Annotated in this window: 12 protein-coding genes and 2 pseudogenes; 7 read left to right on the top strand and 7 right to left on the bottom strand. The window is 62.6% G+C overall.

Annotated elements, in window-relative coordinates:
- Nucleotides 1–14: 14 nt before the first annotated feature.
- Entirely contained in the window at nt 15–785 is a 771-nt protein-coding gene (glcC, locus tag WT24_RS14180) for a transcriptional regulator GlcC (protein WP_060034186.1), read from the bottom strand.
- A gap of 232 nt (nt 786–1017) precedes the next feature.
- Between glcC and glcD the strand changes: the two genes are divergently transcribed.
- The 3 genes from glcD to glcF are packed head-to-tail and all read left to right on the top strand — an operon-like array spanning nt 1018 to nt 4845.
- Entirely contained in the window at nt 1018–2517 is a 1500-nt protein-coding gene (gene glcD / locus WT24_RS14185) for a glycolate oxidase subunit GlcD (protein WP_060034188.1), read from the top strand.
- Nucleotides 2517–3599, top strand: a complete 1083-nt coding sequence (glcE, locus tag WT24_RS14190; protein WP_060034191.1) for a glycolate oxidase subunit GlcE — start codon at nt 2517–2519, stop codon at nt 3597–3599. Before glcD ends, glcE begins: the two co-directional genes overlap by 1 nt.
- 25 nt (nt 3600–3624) lie before the next feature.
- Entirely contained in the window at nt 3625–4845 is a 1221-nt protein-coding gene (gene glcF / locus WT24_RS14195) for a glycolate oxidase subunit GlcF (RefSeq protein WP_060034193.1), read from the top strand.
- A gap of 511 nt (nt 4846–5356) precedes the next feature.
- Here the strand turns inward: glcF and WT24_RS32740 are convergent.
- The 5 genes and pseudogenes from WT24_RS32740 to pcaB all read right to left on the bottom strand — a co-directional run bounded on the left by WT24_RS32740 (nt 5357) and on the right by pcaB (nt 9557).
- Complete coding sequence (locus tag WT24_RS32740; protein ID WP_082742172.1) at nt 5357–5761, bottom strand: hypothetical protein; 405 nt, start codon at nt 5759–5761, stop codon at nt 5357–5359.
- 123 nt (nt 5762–5884) lie between these two features.
- Nucleotides 5885–6307: pseudogene (locus WT24_RS14205) on the bottom strand (DUF746 domain-containing protein); the annotation flags it as partial.
- A pseudogene (locus WT24_RS34340) lies at nt 6300–6418 on the bottom strand (Tn3 family transposase); the annotation flags it as partial. The pseudogenes WT24_RS14205 and WT24_RS34340, both read right to left, overlap by 8 nt.
- A gap of 326 nt (nt 6419–6744) precedes the next feature.
- A complete protein-coding gene (locus WT24_RS14210) occupies nt 6745–8160 on the bottom strand; it encodes a cation:dicarboxylate symporter family transporter (RefSeq protein WP_060034289.1) in 1416 nt (471 codons plus the stop codon).
- A gap of 26 nt (nt 8161–8186) precedes the next feature.
- Nucleotides 8187–9557, bottom strand: coding sequence for a 3-carboxy-cis,cis-muconate cycloisomerase (gene pcaB, locus WT24_RS14215; RefSeq protein ID WP_060034199.1), 1371 nt, complete (start codon nt 9555–9557; stop codon nt 8187–8189).
- 151 nt (nt 9558–9708) lie between these two features.
- On the opposite strand from pcaB, the gene WT24_RS14220 reads away from it, so the two are divergent.
- Complete coding sequence (locus WT24_RS14220; RefSeq protein ID WP_060034202.1) at nt 9709–10443, top strand: GntR family transcriptional regulator; 735 nt, start codon at nt 9709–9711, stop codon at nt 10441–10443.
- 383 nt (nt 10444–10826) lie between these two features.
- Here WT24_RS14220 and WT24_RS14225 read toward each other — a convergent pair whose 3' ends face one another.
- The gene (locus WT24_RS14225; protein ID WP_060034204.1) at nt 10827–11063 is read right to left on the bottom strand and encodes a hypothetical protein; all 237 of its coding nucleotides are present in this window, start codon (nt 11061–11063) and stop codon (nt 10827–10829) included.
- Between the two features lie 408 nt (nt 11064–11471).
- Here WT24_RS14225 and WT24_RS14230 point away from each other — a divergent pair, with 408 nt between their 5' ends.
- The 3 genes from WT24_RS14230 (at nt 11472) to WT24_RS14240 (ending at nt 12866) form a co-directional block, all read left to right on the top strand.
- A complete protein-coding gene (locus WT24_RS14230) occupies nt 11472–12044 on the top strand; it encodes a DUF2975 domain-containing protein (RefSeq protein ID WP_179949348.1) in 573 nt (190 codons plus the stop codon).
- Nucleotides 12045–12046: 2 nt separating this feature from the next.
- Nucleotides 12047–12265, top strand: a complete 219-nt coding sequence (locus WT24_RS14235; RefSeq protein WP_060034209.1) for a helix-turn-helix transcriptional regulator — start codon at nt 12047–12049, stop codon at nt 12263–12265.
- Between the two features lie 145 nt (nt 12266–12410).
- Nucleotides 12411–12866, top strand: a complete 456-nt coding sequence (locus WT24_RS14240) for a hypothetical protein (protein WP_179949344.1) — start codon at nt 12411–12413, stop codon at nt 12864–12866.
- Nucleotides 12867–12892: the final 26 nt, after the last annotated feature.

The following is a 12892-nucleotide window of genomic DNA, read 5'->3' on the forward strand; positions in this document are numbered from 1 at the left end:
TCGTTCCAGGCCGATCACGTCCATCCTTCGATCCGGAGCGTCGAACGCACGAGCCGCTGCTCCTCCGCTTCGATCTCGCGAAGATAGTCGACGCACTGCCGGATATGCTCGCTCGCAGCATTGCGCGCCTGGTCAGGCAGCAGCCCGGTCACCGCGTTGTAGAGCCGCGCGTGCTGACGGTCGATCTGCTTCTTCAGCGGTTCGCGATGATAGAGGTTGTTCACCGACGCGAACACCGAACTGAGCAGCAGATCGGTCAGCGACTGCAGCGTGTTGACAAGCACCGGATTGTGCGACGCCTCGCAGATCGCAAGATGGAATGCATGGTCGAGCTTCGCGCGCGCGGCCGGATCGAGATCCTGCGCATCGGCTGCGGTCATTTCCTCGTAGCGACGCCTGATCAGGATGAAGTCGGCGGGCGTGCCGCGCAGCGCGGCGAGCCGCGCGGCTTCGGTCTCGAGCATCCCGCGCACTTCGAACAGGTCGTATAGCGTGCGCGGCTGCGAGCCGAGCAGATGCATCATCGGCGAGATTTCGCGCTGCGGGGTCAAGCTCGCGACGAACGAGCCCTTGCCGTGCGTCGTGTCGATGATCCCGCGCGCGCGCAGCAGCTTCATTCCTTCGCGCACGGCCGTGCGTGACACGCCGAGCTTCTCGGTGAGCCGCCGCTCGGACGGCAGCGCCTGCCCGGCCTTGAGCACGCCGTCGACAATCAACTGCTCGATCCGCTCGGCGACGACGTCGGCGACATTGCGCGCCGGGGCTTGCCGATCCTGCTTTTCCATACTGGTATGACCACTTCGGAAGAATATCATCGATTTTCGCACAAACCCTTGTGTTGATTGGCTTTCATATCTCCGCTCGCGCCCTCCTCTAAGCCCGTCTCGAAAAACTGGTATGACCACGTCTGCGGCATCTGGACACGTCTCCTTCGCCCGCCAAGAATGCGGTCCATCCGGCGCGCCGCGCATCCCGCGGCCGCCTGCATGGTGGAGTTGGTGGAGACGGAGACACACGATGAGTTTCGCCTACGACGAACGAATCGACGGCCCGCTGGCGACCGTCGATCGCGACACACTTGTCGCCGCACTGCATGCGGCGGCACCCGGCCTCGACGTACTGCACGAGCGCGAGGCGCTCAAACCGTTCGAATGCGACGGCCTTGCCGCGTACCGCACGGTGCCGATCGCGGTCGTGCTGCCCGACACGGCCGAGCAGGTACGCGCGGTGCTGCGCGTCGCGGCCGCGCACGGCGTGCCGGTGGTCGCGCGCGGCGCGGGCACGGGCCTGTCGGGCGGCGCGATGCCGCTCGAAAAGGGCATCCTGCTCGTGATGTCGAAGTTCAACCGGATTCTCGGGATCGACGCCGATGCCGGCATCGCGCGCGTGCAGCCCGGCGTGCGCAACCTCGCGATCTCGCAGGCCGCGACGCCGCACGGCCTCTACTACGCGCCCGATCCGTCGTCGCAAATCGCATGCTCGATCGGTGGTAACGTCGCCGAAAACGCGGGCGGCGTGCACTGCCTCAAATACGGGCTGACGGTGCACAACATCCTAAAGGTCGAGATCCTGACGATCGACGGCGACACGCTGACGCTCGGCGCCGACGCGCTCGACGCCCCTGGCTTCGACCTGCTCGCCTTGTTCACCGGCTCGGAAGGGATGCTCGGCATCGTCACGGAAGTGACCGTGAAGCTGCTGCCGAAACCGCCGAGCGTGAAAGTGCTGATGGCGAGCTTCGACGACGTCGCCGAAGCCGGTGCCGCCGTCGCGCGGATCATCGGCGCGGGCGTGATCCCCGGCGGCCTCGAGATGATGGACAACCTCGCGATCCGCGCGGCCGAGGATTTCATCCACGCGGGCTATCCGGTCGACGCGCAGGCGATCCTGCTGTGCGAACTCGACGGCTCGCCCACCGACGTCGACGAGGACGCCGAACGCGTCGCCACGCTGCTGCGCGATGCCGGCGCGTCGGAGATCCGCGTCGCGCGCGACGAGGCGGAGCGGCAGCGCTTCTGGGCCGGCCGCAAGAACGCGTTCCCCGCGGTCGGCCGCATGTCGCCCGACTACTACTGCATGGACGGCACGATTCCGCGCCGCGAGTTGCCGCGCGTACTCGAAGGAATCGCCGCGCTGTCCGCCGAATACGCGCTGCCGGTCGCGAACGTGTTCCACGCGGGCGACGGCAACATGCACCCGCTGATCCTGTTCGACGCGAACCGCCCCGGCGAACTCGACCGCGCGGAAACGCTGGGCGGAAAGATCCTCGAGCTGTGCGTCGCGGCGGGCGGCAGCATCACCGGCGAGCACGGCGTCGGGCGCGAGAAGATCAACCAGATGTGCGTGCAGTTCAACGCCGACGAGATCACGTTCTTCCACGCGGTGAAGGCCGCGTTCGATCCGCAGGGCCTGCTCAATCCCGGCAAGAACATCCCGACGCTGCATCGCTGCGCCGAATTCGGCGCGATGCACGTGCATCACGGCAAGCTGCCGTTTCCCGAACTGGAGCGCTTCTGATGCGACGCGAACGCGAACCCGAATCGATCGACGACAGCGCGGCGCTCGTCGCGCAGGTCGACGCCGCGATCCATGATCGCCAGCCGCTGCATATCCGCGGCGCGGGCACGAAGGCGTTCGTCGGCCGCGCCGTCGAAGGCCGCACGCTCGACGTACGCACGCACCGCGGCATCGTCGCGTACGACCCGACCGAGCTCGTCATCACCGCGCGCGCGGGCACGCCGCTCGCGGAACTCGAGGCGATGCTCGACGCGGCCGGCCAGATGCTGCCGTGCGAGCCGCCGACGTTCGGCGGCTCGGCCACCGTCGGCGGGATGTTCGCGGCCGCGCTGTCGGGGCCGCGCCGCCCGTGGGCCGGCGCGGTGCGCGACTTCGTGCTCGGCTGCCGCGTGATCACCGGCCACGCGAAACATCTGCGCTTCGGCGGCGAGGTGATGAAGAACGTCGCGGGCTACGACGTGTCGCGGCTGCTCGCGGGCAGCTTCGGCTGCCTCGGCGTCGTGACGGAGGTGTCGCTGAAGGTGCTGCCGAAGCCGCGCGCGACCGCCGATCTGGCGCTGTCGCTCGCTGCCGCCGAAGCCGTGCAGCGGGTCGCCGGATGGCGTCGCGCGGGGCTGCCGCTCGCGGGCGCCTGCCACGCGGACGGCGTGCTGCGCGTGCGACTCGAAGGCGGCGACGGCTCGGTGAAGGCCGCGCGCGACGCGATCGGCGGCGAGCGCATGGATGATCGCGACGACGGGTTCTGGCCGCGGCTGCGCGACTTGTCGTTGCCGTTCTTCGACGATCCGCGCCCGCTGTGGCGCGTGTCGGTGCCGGCCGCCGCGCCGCTCGATTCGCTCGCCGGCGCGCTGCTCGTCGACTGGGGCGGTGCGCAGCGCTGGCTGAAAACCAACGCCGCACCGGCCGACGTGCAGCGGTTCGCCGCGCGGTGGGGCGGCCACGCGACCTGCTTCACGCCAGGCACGACGTCCGAGCCGTTCCAGCCGCTGCCGCCCGCGCTGCTGCGCGTGCATCGCCAGTTGAAGGCGCAACTGGATCGGCATGCGATTTTCAACCCCGGCCGCCTGTACGCAGACGTCTGAACGCCAACCCGACTTCGAACCGCCGATGCAAACTAATCTCAGCGAATCCAGCAAGGCCCTCGACCGGGCCGACGAAGCGGAAGCGATCCTGCGCGCGTGCGTGCACTGTGGCTTCTGCAATGCGACCTGCCCGACCTACCAGGTGCTCGGCAACGAGCTCGACGGGCCGCGCGGACGCATCTACCTGATCAAGCAAATGCTCGAAGGCGAACCGTGCGGCGAACGCACGCAGCAGCATCTCGACCGCTGCCTGACCTGCCGCAACTGCGAGACGACCTGTCCGTCCGGCGTGCGATATCACACGCTGCTCGACATCGGCCGCGCGGAAGCCGAGAAGCGCGCGCGGCGTCCGGCGCGCGAGCGCCTGCTGCGTGCCGGCCTGCGTCACGTCGTGCCGCGGCCGGCGACCTTCGCCGCGCTGCTGAAGGCCGGCCGCGCGCTGCGCCCGCTGCTGCCCGGTACGCTGCAGGAGAAGATCCCGGCCGCGGCGCCGGCCGCCACGCCGCGCCCGCCCGTGCGTCATGCCCGGCGCGTACTGATGCTCGAAGGCTGCGTGCAGCCCTCGCTGTCGCCGAACACGAACGCGGCCGCCGCGCGCGTGCTCGACCGGCTCGGCATCAGCGTGACGCCCGCGCGCGAGGCCGGCTGCTGCGGCGCGACCGAATATCACCTGAACGCGCAGGATGCCGGGCTTGCACGCGCTCGCCGCAACATCGATGCGTGGTGGCCCGCGATCGAGGCCAGCGCGGAAGCGATCGCGCTGACGGCGAGCGGATGCGGCGCGTTCGTGAAGGAATACGGCGATCTGTTGCGCTCCGACCCCGCCTATGCGGACAAGGCGCGGCGTGTCAGCGCGCTCGCGCGCGACCTCGCGGAAGTGATCGCGGCCGAACCGCTCGACGCGCTGGCCGATGCGACGCCGCGCCGCGTCGCGGTCCACTGCCCGTGCACATTGCAGCATGCGCAGCGGCTCGGTGGCGCGGTGGAGAGCATCCTGACGCGGCTCGGCTTCGATCTGACGAATGTCGCCGACGACCATCTGTGCTGCGGCTCCGCCGGCACCTATTCGCTGACGCAGCCCGAACTCGCCACCCGGCTGCGCGACAACAAGCTCGACGCGCTCGAAACCGCGCGGCCTGACCTGATTGTCACGGCCAACGTCGGCTGCCAGACTCACCTGAACGGCGCGGGCCGCACGCGCGTGCGCCACTGGATCGAGCTCGTCGACAACCGACTCGTCAACTGACCGCTGATTCCGGAGGAACACCATGAAAACGAAGCCCGAACTCGAACTCGCCGACGTCGAACGCATGCTCGGCGCCGCCCGCGCGGAGGCCCACTTTGAAGTTTGTAGATACTGCTAAAGGTGTCCGTTCGAGCGCTCGCCGTCTCCGTTTATTCTACTAACGTTACCGCCGATAGCTCCTGAACATGCTTGTCGCTCGAAAGCGGCTAATCACACGCAGCCGTAGACAAAAATAATGTTGTCACCGTTTGCGAAGTAAAAATGTCAGTTCGCCAGCCTTTGATGTCTGAGAGGTGCGAAACGCTCAAGAATTCATGAGGTTACGGGCCGCGCATTAAATTTGTCACCGGCCGGCGCATTGCGAAGTGGATTGTCAACTCCGCAAGGTCTCGAAGAGCTCCATGCGTTCGCCGAATCGGGAGTTTGAAGCAGTGATCATGCTATTGTGACGATGGCTTATCTCATCATCATCGATCGAAACCCGACTCCGCCTCCCCGTCGTTCGACCACGCTATCCTGCCGCAGGCGTTGGAATCGGCGAATGCTTGGCGCTGGCCACGAAGCGCTGCAGTTGCTCCCACGCCTCCAGATAGCGGAACTTGGGCACGGCCGCCAGTTGTTCGTCGTGCAGCACCAGCACGCGTTCAACCGCGACTTGCTCCCGCTCGAGCAGCAGGCACGGTTCATCGTGCTCGATGCGCTTGATGCACGCGTTGAGCGCAGCCTCGGCATGACGATAGAGTTCGAGATCCGCGCCGGACGCGGTCGCGCCTCGCATGAAGTACGCGAGGTAGACGATGCGTATCAGGCAGCAGAGTTGGTCGAAGTCACCGTGGCCGGCGCGGGCGGTCGCAAGAGCGAGATGGTTTTCTAGCGAAAGCGCGCGCACCTTGGCACATGACAGTGGCAACAACATCTCTTTCGTGCGTGTCAGCCGCCTGGGCCGGGATAGAGCTCGCTTTTTCATCGATAGAAACGGTTCGTTCTTGCAACGCACTCCGCGTATGCATGGGGCGAATACACCCTACTCGGTACCGGCCACAATGTGCAACTGCCCGTTGTGGTCAACGACCTTGCGCCGCATGGAAAACGACCGACCATATCCGCCACACGACCAGCCGCGCTGTCCGTATGCTGTGCGTCCCACGCGACCGCAGAACGGGCATGGTGTCGTCTCGGTAGGTTCGACACCCACCTGAATTCGTGCGGACAAGCTGCTGTCGGGCTCCAGTTGATCCGCGAATTCCGAGAACATCTTGCACCATTTCCGGATCATGCCGTGACGGGTGCCAACGAGCTCTGCCACCTGCATGACCAACAGCGGCAGAGACAGGTGGCGAATAAAAAGACGCATGCGGTCGAGCGAGTTCATTTTCGTATTGAGGAACGGCATGCCCCGTCGCCTGGTGAAGCGCTGCCGGCAGTGCGTGCACATGAATCGCGGGAACCCGCCGTTCGGGCAGACCAACGGCGAGGCTATTTTTTGCCGCGGATACGCGCCGAACTTGCGCAAGACCAGGGAGGCCGTCACGGTCCCTTGTTTGATCGACGCGGCCAGGCGGAGTGCCTCATCAGATTCGCGTTCGATGATCTTCTCGCTGATCGAAGATCGAACTGCCGATCAGCGCGGCCAGAGCCGGCTAGCTAGTCGGACGCCCTCCCAGGCACGTACAGATTCTTGTTAGCAAGATCGGCGCGACCGCGTTTCCGACGAACGGACATAATCCGAACACGTGCACGTTGCGTCTGCGTTCCCCAGTATCGATCCGATGGAATCTCGATGGCACCGAATGCATCATGTTCGGTTCGCGATGGTGTGGTCATAGCGCGTAATCAGTTTCATGATTGAGTTGAGCACAGCGTTATATCGCCGCGCGCCGCAGAGCAGGGGCATTCAAATCAAGGTGTGTTTCGGGCGCCGTTCAGCGGAATTCCGTGAGGATCCGGATATGCGTCGCTCATGTCTCCAGGCAGCAGATTGCCGTCGGCAAGGCCCTCGTCTGCCCGTGCGGTTTCAGGGTAGCGTTCAGGGTGCAGATGCCGCTCCGCGATGGTCTCGTCGAATGTCCGCGACCACTTGGCGATCACGACCGTCGCGAGGCTGTTGCCGATGGTATTGCAGGTGGCGATGGCCATCGACATGAAGCGATACACGCCGAAGATCAACGCCAGGCCCTCCACGGGCAGAATGCCAGTCGACGTGACAGTTGCCGCAAATACGACGAATGAGCCGCCCGACACCGTGGCCGCGCCCTTCGACGTTAGCAGCATCAGCAGCAGAATGCCAATCTGATGGTCCAGCGTGATCGGCACGCCGTAGGCATGAGCGATGAACATCACACCCATCGACATGAAGATCGACGTACCGTCGAGATTGAACGCATAGCCCGTCGGCAACACCAGCCCGACGGTTTGCTTCGCGCAACCTAACCGTTCGAGTTTAATTAGCAGGCGCGGCAAAGCGCTTTCCGATGAGGCAGTGCCGAGCACGATGAAGATCTCATCCTTAATATAACGCAGAAAGCGCCACAGCCTGAATCCCGCGAGCTTCGCGATCACGCCCATCACCACGACGATGAACAGCACGATCACGGCATAGAAGCTCAACACGAGCTGCGCGAGCGCGATTAGCACCGCCGTGCCGTTGCTTCCCACCGAGAAGGCGATCGCGCCGAGCGTACCGAGCGGCGCGAGCTTCATCACGAGATTGATGAACGAGAAGAGCACTTCGGAGATGAGATCGAGCCCTTCGTTGATGCGCACGCGGCGGCGCTCCGGAATGGCTAGAATGCCGATACCGACCATCACCGCAAGCACGACGACTTGCAACAGCTCGCCTTTCGCGAACGCCCCGATGAAATTGTCCGGAACGATATGCATGACGAACTCGGTGAAACCCTGCGGTGCGGCTTTGGCCGCGACCGCGGGCACGGCGCCGACGGTGACGGACGTCATCGCCTTGCCCGTCTGCAGCAGATTGCCAGCGAGCAATCCGAACGCGAGCGCGATCGACGAGACGACTTCGAAGTAGACAATTGAGCGCCAGCCCACACGACCCGCGCTCTTTACGTCCCCCGCCGAAGCAATACCATGCACGATCGTCAAGAACACGAGCGGCGCGACGCCCGCCTTGATGAGTGCGAGAAAGATATCGCCGAGCACCTTGAGTTGGGCGCCGAACTTCGGGAACAACAATCCGACCACAATGCCGATGACGAGTGCCAACAGCACCTGCATGCCGAGCTTGCGGTACCACGGCAGCTTCTTCTTCGCTGCGACGTTTGCGTCGTGGTGTGATGCGTGTTCGTTATGCATCGCGTGCTCCTCCATGTCCTTTACGTTCAGACTTCGCTCGACAGCGCGATGGCCCGGTCCACCATCTGCCGTGCGAGACCGAGATAGTTCGCAGGGTCGGTCATGCGGTCGATTGCTGCGCGGTCGAAGTGCTTCGTGACTTCCGGCAGGGCAGCGAGCGCTTCCGCGAGCGTACCGCCATGCTCGTTCACCGTGCGGCATGCGTCGTACACGATGTCATGCGCCTGCTGACGTCCGGTATAGGGCGCCATGCTCATCATGACGGCTTCCGCGACGATCAAACCCTTGCTGATGCCGAGGTTGTGCTTCATGCGCGCTTCATCGACGATAAGGCCACCGAGCGCGAACTTCGCCTGATGCAACGCGCCCGCGGTGAGGATGAAGCCTTCGGGAATCGCAATCCACTCGGCATGCCACGGGCCGGTCGCACGCTCGAAGTCCTGGACCATCGCGTCGATCATCAGGCCGGCGTGCTGGCGCACGGCCTTCGCCGCCGCGAGCATGAGTTCGCTGGAAATGGGATTGCGCTTCTGCGGCATAGTGCTGCTTGCGCCGCGTCCCTTCACGAACGGTTCGTACACTTCCGCGAACTCGGTGGACGCCATGATCATGATGTCGAGCGCGATCTTGCCCAGCGAACCCGTGACCAGCGCGAGCAGGTTCACGGCCTCGGCGAAGCCGTCGCGCGCGACGTGCCATGTCGTTGCGGGCACGCCGAGTTTCAGTTCCTCGGCGAGCGCCTTCTGCACCTCGAAGCCCTTGTCGCCAAGCGATGCCAGCGTGCCGGCCGCGCCCGCGAATTCGACGACGGCCACGCGTTCGCGCATCTGCGCAACCCGCTCCTGATGACGATCGAACATTGCGAGCCAGATCGCGACCTTGTAGCCGAACGTAACCGGCAAAGCTTGCTGCAAGTGCGTGCGGCCGGCCATCGGCGTGTCGCGATGCTTCTTCGCCAGATCCGCGAGAATCGTGCGCAGCTCGCGGATATCGCCATCGATCGAATCGAGTGCGTCGCGCACTTGCAGCGCGACCGCCGTGTCCATGATGTCCTGCGTCGTCGCACCCCAATGCACGTAGCGGCCCGCTTCCCCGCACATCTCGACCAGTTGATGCACAAGCGGCAGGATCGGATAGCCGACGATATCGGTCTCTTCGCGCAAGTGATCGAAATCGATGCGCTCGATTGTCGACTCACGCGCGATCACGTCGGCTGCATCGGCGGGAATCACGCCGACGCGTGCTTCTGCTTTCGCCAACGCGACCTCGACGTCGATATAGCGTTGAATCAGCGCGCGATCGGAAAACAGCGCGCGCATCTTGGCGGTGCCAAAGGCGTCACGAAACAGGATGGAGTCGACCACGGTGCTGGCCATCGGAACGGCGACTTTTGTCATTACGACCTCAGGAATTTCGAACGAAAGGGGCGGACGGCGCGAAGACTAGCTGGCAATAAGTCCGGACATATTTAGGTTAATATGTGCGGACATATCGAGACAAGCTATGATTTACCCGTAGCGAACAGAACAAGACATTTGCCGAGACAAGATGAGCATCAGACCCCACTTTTCGGAAATCGCGCGCGACCTTACTGAAGCTATCGCTTCGGGGCGCTATCCCGTCGGCAGCGTCCTTCCGACCGAGCTGGAATTGCGGGATCACTACCGCACGAGCCGTCATACGGTGCGCGCCGCGCTGCATGAACTCCAACAGTTGGGTCTGGTGTCACGCCGCAAAAACGCGGGAACGCGCGTCGAGTCATCGCGCCCCAGGAATCAGTTCCGGCCGACGCTTGCTTCTGTGGACGATCTGGCCCAGTTCGGCTCCGAACATCTGCGGCTCGTACAATCGGCAGAGGTGGTCGTCGCGGACCGCGACCTCGCCAAGACGCTGCAATGTGCTGAAGGGGCGCGGTTTCTGCGCATATCGAGCCTGCGTATCGATGGAGGAAAGAGCCGTGCGCCGGTCGGATGGACGGACGTATATATCGCGCCCGACTATGCCGACGTGGCGGATATCGCACGCGAACAGCCCGGCAGGTTGATCAGCACCTTGATTGAGGAGCGCTACGAGCACAGCATTACAGAGATCCAGCAGGGGATCCAGGCGGTGTTGGTTTCGGAAGAGATGGCAAAGCGGCTGAGCGTAGAGGCGGGAACGGCGGCCCTCGAGATCGTTCGGCGCTATCTGGACTCTGCGGGCAAGAGTTTCGAAGTGTCTGTCAGCATCCACCCCGCCGAAAGATTTTCAGTCGCGATGCGGCTCAAGCGGTCGAATACATGACGGATTTCATAGCCCACACGAACATGCCGCCGTTCGAGCACTGCCCGGTGCGGGGATTGGTGAACTGCGCCGGAGATCGACGGCTGGCATCGATGGTGTCCCCGGATGCACGCTGCATCTCGCGGATCGCGTGAGCCGGTAAACCCCGGGCAATTGCTGTCGCCCCGGCTGTCCCATACAGCCGCCGTTCGAAGACTGGTCCACATCCGATACCGGCCATTCAATCTCTGCAGTGTGACCGGCGGGAGAGCCGCGCGCAGAGACACTCGAATCGCCCGTTGCGAGCGCTGAGCGTACGAAAAAATCCGTTTCTTGAGCCCCCCCTGAAGCGCGTATTTTGTCACCCCCTGTAACCCGCCGGCTTCTCTTTGACTTTGAAATGTCTACAGCAACTGCAGCACGTAATCACCATTGCCAGTTACCGCCAATTCCAATGCAGTTTTGTTCTCGAAGGCCGCCAAGGGAGCTTGGCTGATCCACCTGAACACCGCATTGTGGTCAGATACAATCTCGTACGCGGAGGTTGCAATTTCCCGGACAATGCCGGTCGAGATAGTACCAACCGCCTCGGCAGATTCGGTCGAGGAGGCGGCGATGCTATCGGCAAGCGGTTGGCACATATCGCTAAGTCCTAACGATTAGTAATGGCGCTCGTGACCCGATGTGGCAACTCCCACAGTGGCACCCGCGGCCGCGCCTAGCGCCGCCCCTTGCGCCAGATTACCGCCCGTCAGAGCGCTGATGGCCGCCCCCCCCCCAGCCGCACCGATAAGCGCCCCTCTTGCACCCGAGCGAGCTGTGTGAGAGTCAACTACGCACCCTGCCAGCAGTGTGGCGATAGTGAGTGCGCTGAGCAGTTTCTTCATTTGTTCCCCAATGAGTTGAGCGACGTGGACGGTCGCAGTTGTTTAACGATAAACGATAATATAATATTGATTATCATTAATTTTCAAGGTAGAATTGTGTGACAGTTGGTTACAACATGGGCTTCCATGTGATGATTGCATCTTTAAATGGGGGACGGACAGGTGGATAACAAGACGGAAGAGGAGATCGCCAACGGTGGCAACTGGCACGACTCAAATCTCAGACCGATCACGTGGATGTTTGGCGCATGGGCGGTCTACTCGATAACTTTTCAGCCAGTACAGGCAGCGCTCGGTCTTGTCAATTCGACATGGAAGATAGGCGGTGGCCCAGGGATCCCCTACCTCCACTTTCCTGCATTGACGTTGGCGATCCTGATTGGCTCATGCCTGGCCAAGCTGACTGTCATCGTCGTGGTCTATAAGTCACTGCGACTGACTTTCGGCAACGCTGAGCAGAACAACAAGTTGTTGTCGCTTCGGAACGCCCGTGCCCTCCGGCGGGTTGGACGTTTATTGCTCACATTTTCGGCACTTGATCTATTCACCTTCCCGGCAGCCTACCTGTCTTTGGCACTACTGGATCCCAGAGTACATTTCGAAGTATCGGTTTTTTTCTTTTTGGCACTTGTGACACCGCCTGACAAATTAGTTCTTGCGGGCTTGGCACTTGGTAGCGCGGAGGTATTGAAAAGAGGTGCGGCCTTGGACGAAGAAGCCAACCTGACGATTTGACCATGGCCATAATTGTCAACCTTGATGTCATGCTGGCGCGGCGTAAGCTGAGCTTGACTGAGCTTTCGGAGATTGTCGAGATAAGCCTTCCGAACCTGTCAGTGCTTAAGACTGGTAAGGCTCGCGCGATTCGCTTCTCTACAATGGAAGCACTTTGCGAAGCGCTTTCTTGTCAGCCGGGGGATTTGCTCGAATATGTACCCGACGGTACACCTGATTGAATGTCTAGCGTATGGCTACGCCCATTCGCAACGCGCTGCCCACTAGACATCATGTATGGACCTGCCACACCCCAAGGTATGACGCCGCCTCGAATCCACGTACAGCAAGAAGTTTGATAACTTTTTTGTCGGTATGGAGAAGAGCATGGCAGAGAACGCGATACCGAGACGGCAGTACACGATGGAATTCAAGGTTGAGGCGGTGCGGCTCACGACTAAAGATGTCCACGACCGTCAGGGCTCGCAGGCGGGTATGCTTCCTGATCGCTTGCGCCACAGCCGCTCGACGAGCACGATGTTCCGCCAGCTTCCCTTACTGCCCATCGACGGCCGGATGCCGTATAGGGTGAGCGTACTGTTGCTGGAGTCGCCCTATCGATGCGTATTTTGCGGCGCAAGTTACGGCGGGGATAGTCGGTCGCCCGTTCGAGCCGGCTCGATGTGGCCGAAGCATTGCATTGGGCTTTACGCGGTGGTATTGCGAGCGGGACCCGGGATAGCAAAAGAGCGGGGCTCGTTTGGCGGACGAGGGTATTACTTGATAATTCAAAAAGACTACCCGAAGACATCGTTGCGTCATATCTGGATCCGGTTGAAATGATGTCCATAAACACCATTTCAACCGTT

The organism is Burkholderia sp. MSMB1078WGS (assembly GCF_001528895.1).
Classification (GTDB): domain Bacteria; phylum Pseudomonadota; class Gammaproteobacteria; order Burkholderiales; family Burkholderiaceae; genus Burkholderia.